The 17723-nt window shown below is 50.1% G+C and carries 14 protein-coding genes; 4 read left to right on the top strand and 10 right to left on the bottom strand.

The window, feature by feature from the left end:
* Nucleotides 1–74: 74 nt before the first annotated feature.
* Nucleotides 75–491 carry a DUF2203 family protein gene (locus SH449x_RS05625; protein WP_482380344.1) on the bottom strand — a complete coding sequence of 139 codons (417 nt, stop codon included), beginning with the start codon at nucleotides 489–491 and terminating at the stop codon, nucleotides 75–77.
* 105 nt (nucleotides 492–596) lie between these two features.
* Complete coding sequence (locus SH449x_RS05620) at nucleotides 597–1451, bottom strand: hypothetical protein (RefSeq protein ID WP_482380343.1); 855 nt, start codon at nucleotides 1449–1451, stop codon at nucleotides 597–599.
* A 172-nt stretch (nucleotides 1452–1623) separates the two neighbouring features.
* Here SH449x_RS05620 and SH449x_RS05615 point away from each other — a divergent pair, with 172 nt between their 5' ends.
* Nucleotides 1624–3477 carry an ABC transporter permease subunit gene (locus tag SH449x_RS05615; protein ID WP_482380342.1) on the top strand — a complete coding sequence of 618 codons (1854 nt, stop codon included), beginning with the start codon at nucleotides 1624–1626 and terminating at the stop codon, nucleotides 3475–3477.
* A 44-nt stretch (nucleotides 3478–3521) separates the two neighbouring features.
* Here SH449x_RS05615 and SH449x_RS05610 read toward each other — a convergent pair whose 3' ends face one another.
* Complete coding sequence (locus SH449x_RS05610; protein ID WP_482380341.1) at nucleotides 3522–3986, bottom strand: hypothetical protein; 465 nt, start codon at nucleotides 3984–3986, stop codon at nucleotides 3522–3524.
* 43 nt (nucleotides 3987–4029) lie between these two features.
* Nucleotides 4030–4233 (bottom strand): hypothetical protein, encoded by a 204-nt coding sequence (locus tag SH449x_RS05605; RefSeq protein WP_482380340.1) that lies wholly within the window; start codon nucleotides 4231–4233, stop codon nucleotides 4030–4032.
* Nucleotides 4234–4427: 194 nt separating this feature from the next.
* Here SH449x_RS05605 and SH449x_RS05600 point away from each other — a divergent pair, with 194 nt between their 5' ends.
* Nucleotides 4428–5570 (top strand): hypothetical protein, encoded by a 1143-nt coding sequence (locus tag SH449x_RS05600; protein ID WP_482380339.1) that lies wholly within the window; start codon nucleotides 4428–4430, stop codon nucleotides 5568–5570.
* A gap of 442 nt (nucleotides 5571–6012) precedes the next feature.
* Here the strand turns inward: SH449x_RS05600 and SH449x_RS05595 are convergent, their stop codons facing one another.
* Nucleotides 6013–7596: a hypothetical protein gene (locus tag SH449x_RS05595; protein ID WP_482380338.1), complete on the bottom strand. Its 1584-nt coding sequence runs from the start codon at nucleotides 7594–7596 to the stop codon at nucleotides 6013–6015.
* Between the two features lie 763 nt (nucleotides 7597–8359).
* Between SH449x_RS05595 and SH449x_RS05590 the strand changes: the two genes are divergently transcribed.
* Nucleotides 8360–9856: an ISKra4 family transposase gene (locus tag SH449x_RS05590; protein WP_482376812.1), complete on the top strand. Its 1497-nt coding sequence runs from the start codon at nucleotides 8360–8362 to the stop codon at nucleotides 9854–9856.
* 16 nt (nucleotides 9857–9872) lie between these two features.
* Here the strand turns inward: SH449x_RS05590 and SH449x_RS05585 are convergent, their stop codons facing one another.
* On the bottom strand, nucleotides 9873–11843 hold the full coding sequence (locus tag SH449x_RS05585) for a M56 family metallopeptidase (protein WP_482380337.1): 1971 nt from the start codon (nucleotides 11841–11843) through the stop codon (nucleotides 9873–9875).
* Nucleotides 11833–12237, bottom strand: coding sequence for a BlaI/MecI/CopY family transcriptional regulator (locus SH449x_RS05580; protein ID WP_482380336.1), 405 nt, complete (start codon nucleotides 12235–12237; stop codon nucleotides 11833–11835). The genes SH449x_RS05585 and SH449x_RS05580 overlap by 11 nt, the downstream gene beginning before the upstream one ends.
* Before the next feature lie 357 nt (nucleotides 12238–12594).
* Here SH449x_RS05580 and SH449x_RS05575 point away from each other — a divergent pair, with 357 nt between their 5' ends.
* Nucleotides 12595–14871 carry a S9 family peptidase gene (locus tag SH449x_RS05575; protein ID WP_482380335.1) on the top strand — a complete coding sequence of 759 codons (2277 nt, stop codon included), beginning with the start codon at nucleotides 12595–12597 and terminating at the stop codon, nucleotides 14869–14871.
* 116 nt (nucleotides 14872–14987) lie between these two features.
* Here the strand turns inward: SH449x_RS05575 and SH449x_RS05570 are convergent, their stop codons facing one another.
* The 3 genes from SH449x_RS05570 to SH449x_RS05560 all read right to left on the bottom strand — a co-directional run bounded on the left by SH449x_RS05570 (nucleotide 14988) and on the right by SH449x_RS05560 (nucleotide 17274).
* The gene (locus SH449x_RS05570; protein ID WP_482380334.1) at nucleotides 14988–15398 is read right to left on the bottom strand and encodes a hypothetical protein; all 411 of its coding nucleotides are present in this window, start codon (nucleotides 15396–15398) and stop codon (nucleotides 14988–14990) included.
* Nucleotides 15399–15437: 39 nt separating this feature from the next.
* A complete protein-coding gene (locus SH449x_RS05565) occupies nucleotides 15438–16481 on the bottom strand; it encodes a DUF1559 family PulG-like putative transporter (protein ID WP_482380333.1) in 1044 nt (347 codons plus the stop codon).
* Between the two features lie 250 nt (nucleotides 16482–16731).
* Nucleotides 16732–17274, bottom strand: coding sequence for a hypothetical protein (locus SH449x_RS05560; protein ID WP_482380332.1), 543 nt, complete (start codon nucleotides 17272–17274; stop codon nucleotides 16732–16734).
* Nucleotides 17275–17723: the final 449 nt, after the last annotated feature.

Below are 17723 nucleotides of genomic sequence, written 5' to 3'. Positions count from 1 at the left end.
CTCATGGAAACAAACATGTATGGCGCAATCACAAACGAGTTTTTCAGAAGATAGATTTCCTGAGCCAAAGTCAATTAGCCTGCGACGATCGGCTTGCGATCTGCGGTCGATTCTCCAGCAAAGTGAAAATCGACGACGTCGGTCTGATCCATTTGCCAAGTGTAAAAAGCTGGCTGGTCATCGACGACGGTCGGAAAATCGACGACGCCGTCATGTGCAGAGCGAAGAATGACACCCAGCCCCTCCAGCTCAGTCACGTAGTTCTCCAAGTGCAGCTCATCCTGCTTGAGCTCTTCGTGGATAGCGAGCACCTCGTCCCCATACAGATGAAAACGTGGCTTGTTGTCGTGTTGGCGCTGCACCTTACGGATGATGGACTTTCGTTCCGTCAGCTCGCGATGGGCTAGAGCAATATCCGTCACTATAAGCCTGAGCAATGGAAGCATCGCTCGTGCTTGATCGATCGTGAAGTTTTTTTTCTTGTTGCTCATGGCCATCGCCTTTCCATGTCGTGTTGTGGGTGAACTGAAAATACCGACATGAGAGAAAAAGGAAAAGTTCACTTACGCATGTGAGCTCTGCCCTCCAATCAATTCTTACTCGAGAACGGTAGGGTTCAATTGTTGACTGTCCCAAAAAATCGGAAAATTCGGTCCGATTGAGAAAGTAAACTCGTTGCAAACCTCATTGACCAACTCTGCGTTAATCTGCCCTAATCGCCTCACAGCGCCGGAAATGAGCGCCAAGTCCCCCAGTTGTGAGATTCGACGCGGAATTCCACTTGACAGCTCGTGTACTCGCGTGATCGCTTGAGCGTCAAAAATGTTGGGATCGCCACCAACGCGAGAAATCGCAAAATCAAAATAATCGGCTACTTGTCCCAGATCCCACGCAGGGACCTGAATTCGCAGATCCACCGCCTCAAGGAAGCCTCTTGGCAGATCGACCAAAGTCTCCTCCGAAACGGTCAGAAACACGGAAAGTCCGGGAATCCGAATCATTCGCCAGATCAATTCGAGTTGTGTTTCAGAAATTTCGTTCCCCTCGTCGGCAAAGAAAATGCAATGGTGCCCGACGATTCGATAGCTAGAAACGGCTTCTGAAAACTTGAGCAATTGCTGTTCGACACTTTCCCAATGTCCTGTGCAGTCTGGATCAATTTGCTGCAGAGCACATCCAAGAATGTCGTAGTTCGTCTGTCCCAGCAAAGAGATGATACTCGGGTGCTCGTTAACGGTCTTGAGAATTCGCTGTTGCGCCATTCGCCAGCCTACAACGGTCTTCCCGCTCCCGGTCGGGCCGACCAGAAGAGATAAACGTTTTCGTTGTCCCACTGCGAATTCACAGCGTGCAATCGCTTCTGCTACGGTCCCGCCAAGGAAGACGTCATCGGTCGTGCGAGGGTGCTGAAAGGGAGCGGCTGCCAGTTTCCAATGCCGTAAATAGCTCATAGACACCTCATATGTTTGTGCATTCTTCATAAATAGTGGTCGGCGGATAGAGAGCCCACTCATGATCGATTCTGGAGGTTGCAGGCCACAAACTTTGAAAAGTTTGTCATTTTCTGTGAAGAATCAGTTACGAATAGCATCTACTGGAATTCGCAGCTAAACTTTTGGCATCATGATTGGACCGATTTTTCAACGCGAAATAGCAACTCTCCCTCGTCGGGGACGGCACTTCATCACAAGAGTCGTTTTCTCGCTGATGGTGTTTGGAATCATTTGCACGACATGGCTTCTCATGGCGGGCATCCAGCCCGTCCAGAACCCGGGGGACTTGGCCAAGTTTGGCGTTTTGATTTTTCAGCTAATCGCTCCGTTTCAGCTGGTCGTTCTGATGTTTACCGCCGCTCTCGCGGGGACGACGGCAGTGAGCCACGAAAAGGACAAACAAACGATCATTTTGCTGTTGATGACTTCACTGACCAACGCGGAGGTTGTGATTGGAAAAATCGGTGCGGGACTGCTCGCATCGTTCAACGCCTTTCTGGCTGCTTGTCCTGTAATGTTTTTAGTTCTCTTGCTGGGTGGCGTTTCCGTTGAACAAGTCTTGTCCGCGACTTGGATCACCGGCAGCACCCTTATCACTTGCGCTGCCTTGGGAGCAACTCTAGCGTTCTGGAGAGAGAAAACCTTTCAAGCACTTGCTGTGACGACTCTGCTTCTTGCATTCTGGTTGTCCTTTGGAGAGGCGGTTGCCTCAGGACTGATCTCCTTTATCCCTTCCGCTTGGGCGAGCCTTATCAGCCCTTTGCGTGCCGTGATTGAGATTACGCAACCACTCCCCAGTCCCTCCTTGTTCCCCATTTCAGTACCAGGAGGAAATGCATTTTTTGCCGGCTCAGTTGTATTGTTAATCGGTGGCTTTACGACATTGCTCTCTGTAAGTTTACTGCGAGTATGGAATCCTTCACGGGAACGCCGCCTTGTAACGGCCGCTAGCGAGGAAGATGATCGGGCAACTCTCGCCGTTGAGGCAGCAAGTCCAACAGGCGACTCGGTCGTAGTGACAAGTTTACCGAACGCGAACGTCTCAACGAAGCGAGAGGTCAAGGCCTGGAAGAGCCGAGCCCCGCGAACCGTCTGGAACAATCCAGTCCTTTGGCGAGAAATGAGGACTTGGGCTTACGGTCGAAAAGTCGTCTTTGTTCGCTTGGCTTACCTGCTCTTCGCCTTGGTCGTTGGCTTTGGGCTACAGCAGACGATGGCTTCGGGTGTCGCTTTCGAAATCACCTCCTTCCAAGAAAAGCTGATCCCAGAAACGGTTTCGCTGCTAGCTCCGTTCTTGGTGTTGTCCCTAATCATCATCAACGCCCTCGCTGTGAACTCGATTACGAATGAACGGGACGGAGGAGCTCTCGATTTGCTTCTAGTCACCGAAATTACGCCGCCGTCGTTTTTGCTGGGCAAACTGCTCGGCGTTATGTACGTTACGAAGGAAATGGTATTGGCACCTCTCGCGCTCTGCACGTTTTTATGGTGGGGAGGAGCCCTCGGAACGGAGAACTATATCTTCACTTGTTTAACGATCCTGGTGATGGTCGTATTCGTGACCATGCTCGGAATCCATTGCGGCATGATTTACGCACAGAGTCGCGTCGCGATTGGAACCAGTTTGGGTACCGTCTTCTTTCTTTTCCTCGGAATCGCGGTCTGCATGCTCATCATGCTTATGTTCCGTGGTTCTTTTGGACGACAGCTCGCACCGTTTCTGTTCATCATTCTTGGTGGTGGAACCGGACTCTACATTGCATTGGGTAGCAGAAACCCATCGCCAGCCATTACGGCAAGCTCATTCCTTTTACCGTTTTTGACCTTCTTCGCCATCACGAGCTTTTTGCTCCGCGACCAAGAATTGACGGTCTTTTTAACCGTCACCATTTCTTACGCGTTCGCAACAGCGGCCATGATGGTTCCAGCCCTCAGCGAGTTCGATTTCGCTTTTGGAAGAGCTAGAACTTTGGATGAAGAATAGATGCATCCAAAGGAAGTAACGCTCCATGCCCATAAACAACCAATCTATTGATTGTTTACCTTTGCATACTGTTCTAATGCATAGGGATTGATAATGACGATGGCTTCTACGATTTGAGGTGGCGACGTGAGAGGTGCATCTGATCGACTCGCGACCGGTGCGGTATCGGCGTCTCGTTCAGTCGAGCAATGCAAGTCGACACAATGCGTGTTGACGACACTGGTCGCAGCATGACTAACCGTCGGCATTGGCATGTAACTAGGGTTCGGCTGGAGAAGTGGCCAAGAAGCAAACGGGCTTTCGCCATAGGGGCGGCTATATCGTTTACCGTAATAAACTGGTGGATGCACCGAGAAATAGGGGGGGGCTGGAACACGGTACCTGAAGCTGTTTTGGTAGCCCAGCGTATAACCGAACTGAAACGCAAATGGATCCTGTGCCGTAGCGGATTGGCCAGTCCCAGCCCATAAACCTGCAACCAATAGCAATCCCAAAAATGTTTTTCTCATCGATGCACCCCCAAAAGTTGACTCCCAAATGTTCTGTTCTAGGCTAATTACGGCTCGGCCCTGGTTCAATGCTTCTGGGTGCGTTTTCGATGACAATACATGCCGGTTGTAACGACTGTAGGGGGGGCTGTGCACCGCAGTTCATTTGTTTCTTAACCGCCCAAGTGTCCGGTGGAGCACCGAGATTCGGCCAATTCCAAGCGAACCGAGTGGCGGCATTGACTTTAAACAATTCGGTTTTGGCCATCCGACGCGTATCCTCGACATGTCCCCAGCGGCAACCATTCCGCTAGCCAGGAAATCCTGTAAAAATGTTGGCGAAGAGCATAGAAAATGGGATAATGAGAAGTCTGCCGAACAGATCGGCGAGCAAAACGGTGTGCGATGCGAGTTTCAGCAATAAGGGGTAGAGAAATGAGTGTCAGTTCTCGGATTAAGCCAATGTGGAAAAGACTATTGACGGTCGCTATCGCCGCCGGATGCACGACTGCGGGTTTATCAAATAGCGCAGAAGCTCATTGGTGGAACCGGTGTTACGCACGGGCTCATTATGCAGTTCCTTCCTGTTACGGATGGTCACATTTCAGCTACAGCAGCCTATCTTTTCCATCCTATGCTCATTGGTACACCGTCGGGTGCTATCATCCATTGACCTACTCTAGAATCGTATACCGCCCCATCGTCTACCAACCGATTGTTTATCGCCCCGTGATTCGGAGACATGTTATTGGTTGGCCGATCGTTAGTACCGTAGGAACTCACGATCACGTTCGATTCGTTGATCATTTTGACGCTTCGTCTGGAATCGATTTTTCGGATTCGTTCCAGCCTGCAACGGAATCAGGCCACTGGGTGAACGACGATGGAGCCTGGGGGGCAGAGGTCTGGAGCGACAGCCAACTCTTTACGAACGCCAACGAACCGAAACGGAACTCAAATCCTAGCGTCGCATCCTCGAGTCAGGTTAAGCCAACCGATAAGACACTCACCTGGGAGGAAGCTATTTATGGCGACCCGAACTCCTCACCGCTTGTACGTTTTGTTTCCTACCAGAGCCCGTTGGCAAACGGAAATGATTTGCCGAATAGCTCGCCAACATCAGTAACTATTTCTGCTCCTTCTTCGCTCATTGACGAAATGGTTCGCAGCGGAAATGCAGTCGAAGCTTATTCGTTCATGCAATCATTGGTCGCTGCGAACTCGGCTGACGCATCTTTGCAGTTACGGAATGCTGTACTTTCGCTATTCGCACACAACGGCCCCATTGCAGTGGAGTTGGTATTGGATCGATTCAACACCGCATGTGCGGCGGGGGCTCCTCTCAACCAATGGGCCCTAGGTTCAACGGTTTCTGACTACCTTGCAGAATCTCGCATCGACGTTGCCAATACGTTGAACGAGTTCTCACGGTTAGCCCTCAGCAGTGAGGAAACCGCCATCTCGCAATTGCTGATTGTAGCCACTCTTTTGAATCTAGATGGTGAAAGCGAAAGAGGGCGGATCTTTGCTCAAGCGGCTTTCGATCAAGCGGCCGAGACAGGCCAGTTGCAATGGAACAGCTTGATTACAACTTTGCTTAACTAGTCCATGGTGTTCAAGGCAAAAAACAGTTTCTGAATTTTCGTATTACCAACATTACCGTCCCTAACTGGACTTTCGACGCTTTCTGTCTATCGAAGCTCTCTTCGTTCCATAGGAACCAAACGTCAGTAGTACGAACGAACCCCTCCGCGAATGCTCCTGGCTCATCCCGAAGAAGCTTGTGTTTTCGGCCTGATTCGCAAGACGTGACTCGTCATCCAGAAACCGAACGACCCGCTGGACGAACCGATCCCACCTTGAGATATTCACACCGCCAGAGATTAGAGAAACGCAAAAGAATCAGCGATCGACGATATTCAAGACAACTCTTGCGTCACTCCCATCTCTCGCGGTGTCATCCGCCGAAAAGATTATAGAAATCCGCTCGGATAAAAAATGGATGGTACATGTTGTGGAAATTTGGCAGGAGACTGAATTCTTCCACTCAATTATTCTCTTCGATAGTCAGATCGAATTCCTGAATGCCGTTCGTTGGAATCCGAAACCGGTTGGAATGGTTTTCGCTTGGCGAGAGCGACAAATTATACTCTCCTTCCGGCACTACGAATTGAAACCTCCCCTCTGCATCCGTCTTGGCTAGTTTGGTGATGACTGGTCGCATCCAAACGGCGATTAATTCAGCACCTCGCATGTGCCGAATCGAGTCCAAACCCGCCCCTAGTTGCGATAGGTATACGATTCGATCAGGGACAACTTCTTCTGCTCCTTTGCTGCGTACCGTCCCAGTAATCGTTCTCATTGGTCCTAATCGCAACTCTTGTACCTCTTCCCTCAATTGATCTTTAATGCCAAAGCCGGTTATCGCTGGAGATCCTCTTTCACCCAAAGTTGCTATGAGCATATATGGCTTCCCAACCACGACCGAAAACTTAATCATCCCATTACTATCGGTCCTGTACGTGTCTTCGTTCCAAAACCAAGGAATCGAATTGGATCGGATATCAATGTTCGTATCAACGAGCGGTTGCCCCATCTCATCGACTACTAAACACCGATTGGTGACCATCTCCCGTAGAGAAACCTTGTGTACGAACTCTGGCCCCTTATCGTGATTAAGAATCCTAAAGTAAGCTTCGTAGTTCGTATGAGAGCAGGACAACGTGACAACACCGAACGGTAAAGCATCCAGCCATGCTTCGCCTGCGTCATCAGTTTCCTCGGTAACGAAGTCAAAGAATCTTGCAATCGGAAATTGGAAATCTTGTGCCTCGCGACGGAAACCCTCCACGCGGACTTGAGCACCGACGACGGGCTGGTTTTCCGAACCGCTTAGCTGAATCCGCATTGGCTGTGCAGGTTCCAGCATTGCGTGGACGGTCGTTGGCATCCCGACAGCATTGATGATCGGTAAACTTTTTACGCAGAAGCCGACCACTTTCTTGCCAGCGAAAATAGTCCATTGCTGGTCCATATGAGGGATGCGAACTTTTACAACTCCGTCTTTACCGGTCGTATAAGGTCCCAAGCAAACGTTTGGACTTTGGGACAGGCACACCATCCCACCGTCGACGGCGAAACGATTCTCATCAATAACTACAATCTCAATGTCACGTGGTTTATACAAGGTTAAGTCAAGTCGGCTTTCCGCTGTTTCCAGAAACCCTGCATCGAGTGTTGGCGCTGCGTAACCAAGCAATGAGCCATCGCCGGTCTCTACCATCAGGAGAACCTCAAATAATTTTGTTCTTTCCAAATCAAAACCTAGTTCGTACTGCCCGTTCGCATCCGTAAGAGTATGAACATCCGATGGCATCTTGGGTGAAATCAACTGTACTCGAGACGCTTCAACGGCTTGACCTTCGAACGTAGCGACTCGCCCGAACAACCGAACGCGAGTTTTCTGTTTCGATTCAAGCCTGCTATCTGATTCATCACGGTGTGATTCTTTGTCTTCCAAACTCTGCAAAGCTAACGCGAAATCATTGCAAGTGAAACTCGACAAAGCTATACCAAGAAGCAAGAGCAATTTGGCGATCCTATTCTCCAGACGTTCCAATCGCACTTTCATCTCGATTTCCTGTCAAGTTCAACGCACGAACAACACCCACCAAACATACCCAAACAAGCATTGTTTCCTCTGCATGAGCCGATTGTCAAGGATTTTCTGAAGGAGCCCCTCGACAGCAACAGATCTCTTCAGCGAGTCGGCTCGGACGGATTCTTACCAAAACTCGCCTTTCTGTATGTCGCGTAGTTTTTTCTTACCCCCGCTCGTGTCATTCTCCACGTGATCCGTGATCGCAGGAATCGTCAAAGCTCAGTTTACAAGTCGAGTCGTTACTATGAACAACTGTGAATGAGGTTCGGATCGTTCTACTCGGTTCGTAATGAATCGATTTACATAGGGTATCTTGCTTAGGAATGGGACTCGACGCGTGGCGCCGGTTTCGAGGACATGTTGATCACCTACGACAGCAACGGTCGATCCGAGTGTTTGGTCGAATTGGATTTTTGAGATTCTTCGATAGATTTCTGGGTTTTGGATAGTCAAATCTTTTCCGTTGAACTCAATACTCGTAGTTTTGAGATCGGTGACTTTTGACTCCGTGAGTGAAACACACAATCGCACTTTAGTCGCCTCTTCATCACTTACTGTCCCTTGGGTGTGACCGGCTCATCGTTGCTTAGTCGGTAGTGAGTCGCGATTTGCTAGCACAAGATATTGTGGCATCATTTCCGGCGACAACCAATTGGTTTCGTTTTCAGTATTGAGAGAGATAATAAGGGTAACGGCGAGCTTTTTCGTCGGTTCTCAATCACGGAGTCAAATCATGAACGAATCGTTGGATTTCCAGAATGTAGATTGTATTGTCGCACAGCTTAAAGAGCTGGCTAACACAGCTTTTCGTACGGGGCAAGCGATCGACCAAACGGAGCTTGATTTACACAAGCGACTAATGGCTCTCGGACATGCATTGATTGGAACAATCATCGAGCAAGCAGGCCAGGGAGATGTTGGACCTACCATCGAGAAGAAAGGGCGAGTCTATAATCGAATGCCCAAACGGACTCGGAGGTATCGCTCCATCTTTGGCGATTTCAGAATCGAACGCTACGTCTATGGAACAACACCCGATCAAGCGATCCAAGCCATTCCTTTGGACGAGCATTTAGGGCTCCCGCAGAATGATTATTCCTTGGTCTTCGAGTCGTGGGTCGGAACTCATGCGACCGAATCTTCCTTCCATAAAGCGGTTGGGTTACTGGAACGAATCACGTCACTCCACGTCCCAGTCGACAGCGCCGAACGGATCGGAAGCCGATTGGGAAAATCAGCGGCCTTGGTACTCGATAATCCGCCATCGATCGATCGAGCTACCGAGGCAGAACTCTTGGTCCAAACCAGTGACAACAAAGGCATCCCGATGGTACGCAAGCAAACGGAAAAAACACCTGTGGGTGCTTCTGTCGAACGCATGGGCCCCAAGCCGGGGCAGAAACAAATGGCGTGCATGGCCGGAGTGTATACCGTAGATCGCGATGTTCGAACGGCTACAGAAATCATTGATGCTTTATTCCATGAGCCTGAGTCAGGCGAGACAAGTAGATCAGAAGCTAAGCCGAAGAATCCTCGGTACTTTGGGGCGTTGACCAAGCATGATTCTAACGGAAACGTGATCGGTAAGTCCGCTGAAGAGCAAGCTCAGCAATGGCTAACTGCCAATACGCTCCGACGCCACCGAGAGGGTCAAGAGATTTTGGTTATGCACGACGGGCAACCATCACTTTGGAACTTAGCGCATGAGTACCAGGAGGGATGGAACACGATTGAAATACTGGACCTGATGCATGTACTTCCGCGAATCTGGGCAGCCGCGAAGATCATCCAACCAGATTCGCAAAGCTCGTATGTTCGCGAACAGCTGCTGCTACTGCTTAAGGGAACCGAAGGTCTAATGATCATAGGAATCAAGACTGCGATGAGACGCAAGGGCATAAAAAAAGCACAACGCGAAGAGCTTGGCAAGATCGTGAAGTATTTGGAAAACAACCGCTCACGAATCAAGTACGGTGAGTATTTGGCAAAAGGCTATCCGATATGCACTGGGTATATTGAAGGAGCCTGTCGGCATGTGCCCAAGGATCGAATGGAAAAGAGTGGGATGAGATGGAAGGAAAAAGGAGCCCAGACCATGCTGAACCTTCGCTGCATCGAAGCGAGTGAGCTTTGGGATGTCTTAGCCACAACGCACCGAACGGTAAACCTCTCGATCTACGGTAAGAAACGAGTGAACTATAGCGATCAGTTCTTGGCAATGGCGTCGTAACTAACAGAACAACCGGTCACACCCCTGTCCCTTCTAGTTTCAGATCTAGCCCCTCTCTGATAATTCGAGTTTCTGGATGACTTGCACCAGTTGGTTTTCCATCGTCGTCAAGGATGGGCGAGAATCCCGTTACGAATGCCTGTTCACTTCCGAAATATGCATGGACAGTCATAGCATGATGCGCCAAAAACTTGGGAAGCGATACGATCTTGCAGCCCTCGCATTCTAAAATGCTACTGACTTCGGTTGAATTTAATCGATACACCCTAGGATTAGCAAGCAAGGACGTTTTCTCGAAACTGACAGCCAACAAGTCGGTGCTGGTCTCAGTACTCGATTCAATCAAGTGCTCTGGGTCCTGTAGAAAGGAAAGTGAATCGAGGCTTTTTGTTGGCACGTTCAAGATCACGACTTCATAAAACAAACACTTGTCCCCTAAAACACGGTAGTGCTCGAGAAATGCTCGGATCGCCCGACGCTCTTTCTCTGTGCCATGTACGAAGACTTGAGTCCCATGAATAACGAGTTGACTGCTAATTTCCTTAATTTTCGTTAGTTCACCATCAGCCTGCAAAGAGTTCCTTGAATCGACCATGTCCATTTCAAGCATCGAATTGGCGGAGCGGGAAGGTGCACGAGCCATCAGCCCAGCGACTACTTTCTCGTACGACCCATCGTCAAGTTCTTGCAAGGTTCTGAGTAAATCAGTGATGTCAATCGACTCAGTCCGATATTCGTCATCCTCGAGTGAATTACTTTCCTCAAAAGCCGGCTTGCTTTCGTTATCCTTCGATCCTGGTCGTGAGGGCAGTTGGGTAGATTCTTTACTTGTCTTCGAAGGCATTTCATCGTTTCCTTGCTGAGCCATCGCCAGAGCTGCACCTGGCAGTACTATCAAAGCTCCTAGTACCAAAATCCCTCGAACCCATCCTGGGCATCGACTGTAACATCCCTGCTGAAGTCTCATAATTCTCTCCAATCGTTTCGTAGTAATATCCAAAGGTCTTACCCCCGGCAGCAACGGCGCTGCACGGAGTGTGTGCTTGCACTCCAGTACATCTATCAAACAACGGGCGTATTCGACCGGGTCGCACTTTAAGCTCCCAATGGTCTCTTCGTCGCAACACTTCTCCGCTTCACTATTCATGATGGAGCTTGCTATCCAAATCAATGGATGAAACCAATAAACGCACAAAGAAAGGGTTTGCAGAGCTGAGCACCACAGGTCCCCTCGCCGAAAATGTACAAGCTCGTGGGCGATCAGCGTTCCCAGATTCTTGTCGGAGATCTTGTCCACAATAACCTTTGGGAGCAGGATGGTGGGGCGAAAGATGCCTACGATTGCCGGGCCGATTAGCGCATCCACCACCTCGATACGCACTAGGCGACGCATACCTAATTTTGTTGCGACTTCTCTTGATAAACGGTCCATCCGTAACATGACGCCTTGGTGCTTTCGGCCGCCTAACCTCGTACGCTTCACCCACATCAGAAACGTTAAAAACCGGCCGACAAATACTGCCAGCACTATGCTGGCTGTCGATAACCAAATTAGCAGCAGAAACTGGATAATGCTCGCCCAATCAGCGATTGCATGAAAACTGGGCCAGGCATAATTCTGATCGTTTATAGAAAGAAATGCGGTAGTGCTACTTAGTTCGGAACCTAAATCCACTGAAACGATCGAATCGTTTAGCTGCGACCTTTGGGCTCCGCTGTCCGGTTGTACACTCGATGCCGCTACGCTGTGTAGTTCTTTTGTTTCCTTTGGTTCGTGGATGGCTGCTCGCGCCCAGGAAAACGGACTCAGCGGACTAGACACGATAGGAGGCGTCACGCATTTTAACAAGACAATCAGCCAAACAGCATGCACCAAATGTGGTCGCGTTCCTTTCGTCAGTAATGTGACGAAAACAGCAAGCACAGCGACGCAAGAAACCTGGAGAATCTGATTAGAAAAACCTAGAAAAATCGATTCAGTGGACATCGCTCCCTCCTCGCTTGTGATCACGTTCAAGCTGATCGATAAGTTTGCGTAGTTCATCAATTTCGGAACCACCGATTCCGCGTTCTTCGATCAAGTGCTTAACCAAGGGCATGGTTTCCCCCCCGAATAGACGGTCAATAAGGTCGTCTACCGTTTCTCTGATCACGGTACGAGGACGTGTCTTAGCAGAGTAGATCCGACTACGACCAGACAGTTTGGATGTCGCATATCCCTTAGATTCGATTCGACGTAAAAAAGTCTGTATCGTGGAGAAATCTGCTTGGCGACCCTTGCAGACCTCCGCATGAATTTCACGTACTGTCGCAGGTCCAATTTCCCATAGTATTCTTACTATTTCCATTTCGCTCTTAGATAAAGCAGGTTTCTCAACCACAACAACTCCATTATTCCCTGGGAACGTTTCAACGGCTAGCTCACTGCGCACGCTTACATCTGTAAGTCATAATGCTACCCGTACGTTTGTAAGTGCTGCAAGAGGGGTTTTCGAAATTCTTTGGAAGTATTTACTACTTGCTTTGTGTGCTAAAGCGTTGAGTTAAGCTGGGGAGTCTCGCTATTTGGTTCGACTTGGGTTTCAGGAACACTTGCTTAATGGACACGAATTTTGGCTGGTACGCGCACAATGGACACGCCTTTGCGTAATGACTATCTTGGAAGTTTCCGTACTGTTCTTGCGTTGTTTGATGCTTGAACAGAAAACTCCTACCCCCGATGCCCTGGATTTAACTCTATGAATCTGCAGCTTGTTCGGTCCGTTGCTCTCCTCGGTATCGCGACCGTGGTTCACATCGTAATGCTAGGGGGGATCAACCATGGTCAAGAAAGCCCGTCTCAACCAACCGCGTCACTCTCGATCGATTCTATCTTCCATAACAAGGATTTCGTCGGGGAAGCTTTTGTCGGGCAATGGCAAAGCGACAGCCAAGGTTTTGAGCGTATCAGAAGGGATGCTGACACCGTTCATTCATCAATCGTCAGAATTGATCTCGTCGACCCTACCCAGGAACATGTCTTGGTTGACAGTACGGACTTGATACCTGCCGGTGCTTCGAAACCGCTTACCATTGATTCTTACCAATGGTCGCACGACAAAACCAAACTGCTCATTTTTACCAATACTGAGCGTGTTTGGCGCTACAACACTCGCGGTGACTACTGGGTTCTCGACCTTGACTCCAAGTCGCTGATGCAAATCGGTAGCGATGCGACCGCATCGCATCTTATGTTCGCTAAGTTTTCTCCCGATGCCACCAGTGTCGGTTACGTCTACAAGAACGATCTGTTTCTGCAAGACTTGGCGGATCGTTCCATCACTCAATTAACCCACACCGGAACGCCAACGCTGATCAATGGCACTTTTGACTGGGCTTATGAAGAGGAGTTTTCGATTCGGGACGGTTTTCGATTCAGCCCTGATGGGAAGCGAATCGCTTTTTGGGAGATCGATTCGTTAGGGATTGAGTCATTTCCGTTGGTTGACAATACCTCCACGCTATACCCAACGATTCAATTCATCCCCTATCCCAAGGTGGGAACGATTAACCCGGCTGCAAGAATCGGTGTGATTGACTTGGCCGATCAAGCGACGTCATGGATACCAGTTCCAGGAGATGCGAGAGACAACTATCTGCCTCGCATGGAATGGGTCGACGACACCAGCTTGGTAATCCAGCAACTCAATCGTTTGCAAAACCATTTTGTCGTTTATCTCTCGGACGTTGCCAATTCGCACGTCGAAGTTCTGTTGACCGAGCGCGACGAAGCATGGATCGATGTACAGGATTCGCTCTACTGGCTCTCTGCTCGGTCACAATTCGCTTGGCTAAGCGAACGAGATGGGTGGCGACACATCTATATGGTTTCTGTCAAAGATAAATCGCTCCGAGCTGTTACATCCGGAGATTTCGATGTTACAGAGATCCTCGGTGTTGATGAGGATGCTCAATGGCTCTATTTCTATGCATCCCCATCCGATGCGACGCAGATGTACCTTTACCGCGTGCACTACGATGGTAGCGAATTGCAACGCGTTACACCTGAGACTAGCATCGGAACTCATCGTTATGTGTTGTCGCCTGATTGCAAGAGTGCACTGGTTACCACGTCCCAGTTTCAGTCACCACCGACCACCGAAGTGATTCGGCTTAGCGATCATGCGACGCAATTCGTTGCTGAAGATAACGCGAAACTTCGTGCTCGAGTGGAATCTGCAAAATTGCCTCCGGCCGAGTTCTTTCGGGTCGATATTGGCGGTGGTGTTGAACTAGACGCTTGGTGCATTCTGCCGCCTGATCTCGATCCGTCCAAAAAGTATCCGCTTTTGGTTTACGTTTATGGTGAGCCAGCCGGGCAGACCGTTGTGGACAAGTGGGGCGGAGATCAAATGTTGTGGCACTGCATGCTAGCTCAACAAGGGTACGTCGTAATGAGCTTTGATAATCGAGGCACACCTTCTCCGCGCGGGCGCCAGTGGCGAAAAAGCATTTATCGCCAAATCGGAATACTCGCCTCTTCCGATCAAGCGTCGGCGGTGCAGTCGGTGCTTAGGGAGCGTCCTTATCTAGATTCCGAGCGGGTTGGTGTTTGGGGATGGAGTGGTGGCGGATCGATGACGCTGAACGCACTGTTTCGTTATCCCGACATCTACGCTGCTGGTGTGTCGATCGCGCCTGTACCGAATCAACTTTACTACGACACAATCTACCAAGAGCGATACATGGGCTTGCCGAGCGACAACCAAGAAGGATATCGATTGGGTTCTCCCATCACCTTTGCGGATAAGCTAGAGGGGGAGCTGCTGCTCATCCACGGTACGGGAGATGACAACTGCCACTATCAAACGACCGAATTGCTGATCAACGAATTGATCAAGCACAACAAGCCGTTCTCAATGTTCGCGTATCCCAATCGGACTCATGCGATCCGCGAAGGGGAGAACACAACGCGGCATCTATATCAGATGATCACGGATCATTTTCGGCGGACGCTTCCACCAGGGCCGAGGTAGCGGTCAACAGACTCGTAAACGAATCCGGCCAACACAATCGCTTGTGCGACAGGTTGGCCGGAGTGCTCGAATGTTTTGACGCACAGGTTCGCCTGCCCGCACGTCGAAAATTGTTACTACATATTGTTCCGAGAGCGTGCAGCTTTAACCTCTCCAGGCAATTTCTCAGCAAGCTTCTCCAGGTCCTTCAGCTTGTTCGACAAACCTGCTGGCTTGCCGTTTGAGGCCTGTTCACATTCAGAAACCAAGGCTTTGGCGGAATCTAGTATCTGTCTGTAGACTTCCTTGAAGTCCCCGACAGGAACACGCCCCGAGTCAATTTTGCCATCGATTGCGGAAACCAGTGCTTCTAGCGAGTCAGCCGGTTCTCGGCTCTCTTTTGCATCGGCAACTGTATCCACTACCATTTGCTTGAACGAGGTCGCAAAAGCAAGAGGATCGCGCGAGTTGTCGGTGAATTCCGGTGTGGAACCACAACCTAACACGAACCCCAATACCGCTAATGCCAGAATGCTCAATCTTTTCATAACTTCCCTTTGTCTTCGTTATCGTTTGGGGGTATCGAACTATTCGTCGAGAGTCAAAACGTTTCCGCTGCTCATAGAGAGAAGCGTTAACCAAGTGGGAAGGTTGATGTTTTCGTTGATAAAGCTGGCTGACCCGTCCGCACGAGCAATGTGCACACCGCCCGTGTGACGACTACGTGCTGTTTGAAAACCTCTCGAACCGCCACCAACACAACGCATGTTGCGATCTGGTTCTCCAACATAGCCGCATGTACCTGGGCGATCCATGCGACGGTCATCCAAAGCCACACCGTTCGGCGCAAGAAGGATTCGATTCGCTCTGTAAGACGGCTCTCCGCCAGAAAAATAGCTTCCGGAAGCGTACGCCCAAACACCGCGAATGTCGTTGGCCGGTCTTCCTGCAATAATCTCGCCTAGGAGAGCTGTGTTGGAAGTGCCGTCGGTGAATTCTGCCATCTTTGCGGAAACCGGTCGTCCTGGGCTAGGGGAACCGCTACCACCAAAGTGGAACGGACCTCTCTCCGCACTAATCCGGTAGTCAGTCCTGGAAAACGCATTTCCAGCACCACAGTTGATAGCGTAATTTCCGCGAGCTAGTCCGCTTCTAGAGCCATCGGGCAACGTCCACGAACTGGTGGGGCTATACAGATCTTTGGGCTCCGCGTCACTTGGGCAACGGAAGTTGGGAATCTCGATAGACCCCAGCAACAGATTATTGGGATTATCACGAAAACCGCGGCTTCCCCCCATGTCGGCCATGTCGTAGTTGATCTGCAGATTACCTTGCTCGATAAACGGCAGGAGCATGACTAGCCATGAATGACTTGAGGAAGTGCTACTCGCATTGACAATAATGTCTCGACGGTGAAGTCCTGGCAGTGGGAATCTCTTGTGTGCACTCTCGTAATTGTGCATCGCGAGGGCGAGTTGTCGAATGTTGTTGGAGCAGCTCATACGCCTTGCCGCTTCCCGAGCAGCTTGCACAGCAGGTAGCAACAGCCCGACCAAGATTCCGATGATGGCTATAACGACCAGCAGCTCGACTAGAGTAAACCCCTTACTCATCCTTCTCTTAACAGTCATCAATCCAATTCCTATCGCAACGGAAACAAACGTCGGACAGCAAAGATGAGCCGTTGTTCTCACGATCCTCCGCTGCCCATTAACCACAATAATTTTGCGAAGGGTACAGTGGGGACCGCTGCTCAGAATGAAGAACAGATTGATATTGGATTAAGAAACCGTGAAGCGACTAATTTGCGGCGAATCCGGACTCGATGAGTGACATTTTAAACGCCATTATTTTAGCGAAGGCGATCACGCTAGCGGGTGACTACGCTGCGCGGCGGAGAGAATCGCTTGCAATCGCAGTCGTCGGGAGCGGTTGCTTAACAAAGGCTTCGTTGACCGAAGATCTGGCATAGACGGCTGACCGATCATGACACAATCTTGGCAACCACTGCTGGATCGCTTGATCGATCCCATTACCGGTGTTCCAGTGACCATCGATGATAATCAGATCGCTTGGTAGAACCATGTTCGCGACGCGAGCAACAGCCGCGACGGTATCGCCGGGTATCAAGTTGGCTTTCACGCCTAACTCTGCCAGACGCTTGTGCGCGATTTTGAGCGGCAGGTGCTTTGCCCCATCATTCGCGGATTCGAAAGGATCGACCCCAGCATAGCGGATCTGTGTGATCCCCTCTGGCTTTTGACACAGCGGGATTAACCGTCCGAAACGCTCTCCGTCTCCGAGCCCGATTTCAAGGATCGATGAGACTGGTGACTCCAGGACGTGTAGGAAAAGTGATCGTTCCATGACTGGCTTGGAGAGATATCGCCAGTAGAGACGCTGCGTCCAGCTTAGCCGAGACATGTTTTCCTCTGATTCAACCGGAAATTACTGAAAACCGACCAAGGTGCGATGGGCTGCATCCGTGCGGACACACGGCACCTTGAACGGTCGTGCTCTCGGTCTCTCAATCAGACGCATGACCATCCGTGGCTAGCATTCTGATGAGCCCGTGAGCAAAAGAGAAGACTCTATGCGTGTAATATCGGATCGTTGAAATCGAATCATTTAGTCTCGAAACATTCGACCATTACACTTTGCCAGGCTTTCCAAGTGCCTTAAAAACGGGCCATATCCCCTAGTTTTTCAGGCTTACCGTTTTCGCGGGATCTACCGGGAATGCAGATATTGCTGTCGCGAGGGAGTTCACTGCGATACTTGGGTGGATTGTAGTGGTTGCGTCGAGTCTGAAACGTCGCTTTAGAGCGAAGTTTTCTAGGTGGTGCGATCGCTCGCGATTGGCTGACCTACGG

Source organism: Brakhagea baltica (assembly GCF_052161605.1).
GTDB lineage: Bacteria > Planctomycetota > Planctomycetia > Pirellulales > Pirellulaceae > JBKCUI01.
This window is presented reverse-complemented; position numbering and strand designations above follow the sequence as displayed.

Bases quoted from the DNA above. Each gene is read 5' to 3' on its own strand.
- SH449x_RS05625 (WP_482380344.1), bottom strand. From the start codon at position 491: ATGAGCAACAAGAAAAAAAACTTCACGATCGATCAAGCACGAGCGATG.
- SH449x_RS05620 (WP_482380343.1), bottom strand. From the start codon at position 1,451: ATGAGCTATTTACGGCATTGGAAACTGGCAGCCGCTCCCTTTCAGCAC.
- SH449x_RS05615 (WP_482380342.1), top strand. From the start codon at position 1,624: ATGATTGGACCGATTTTTCAACGCGAAATAGCAACTCTCCCTCGTCGG.
- SH449x_RS05610 (WP_482380341.1), bottom strand. From the start codon at position 3,986: ATGAGAAAAACATTTTTGGGATTGCTATTGGTTGCAGGTTTATGGGCT.
- SH449x_RS05605 (WP_482380340.1), bottom strand. From the start codon at position 4,233: ATGGCCAAAACCGAATTGTTTAAAGTCAATGCCGCCACTCGGTTCGCT.
- SH449x_RS05600 (WP_482380339.1), top strand. From the start codon at position 4,428: ATGTGGAAAAGACTATTGACGGTCGCTATCGCCGCCGGATGCACGACT.
- SH449x_RS05595 (WP_482380338.1), bottom strand. From the start codon at position 7,596: ATGAAAGTGCGATTGGAACGTCTGGAGAATAGGATCGCCAAATTGCTC.
- SH449x_RS05590 (WP_482376812.1), top strand. From the start codon at position 8,360: ATGAACGAATCGTTGGATTTCCAGAATGTAGATTGTATTGTCGCACAG.
- SH449x_RS05585 (WP_482380337.1), bottom strand. From the start codon at position 11,843: ATGTCCACTGAATCGATTTTTCTAGGTTTTTCTAATCAGATTCTCCAG.
- SH449x_RS05575 (WP_482380335.1), top strand. From the start codon at position 12,595: ATGAATCTGCAGCTTGTTCGGTCCGTTGCTCTCCTCGGTATCGCGACC.
- SH449x_RS05570 (WP_482380334.1), bottom strand. From the start codon at position 15,398: ATGAAAAGATTGAGCATTCTGGCATTAGCGGTATTGGGGTTCGTGTTA.
- SH449x_RS05565 (WP_482380333.1), bottom strand. From the start codon at position 16,481: ATGACTGTTAAGAGAAGGATGAGTAAGGGGTTTACTCTAGTCGAGCTG.
- SH449x_RS05560 (WP_482380332.1), bottom strand. From the start codon at position 17,274: ATGTCTCGGCTAAGCTGGACGCAGCGTCTCTACTGGCGATATCTCTCC.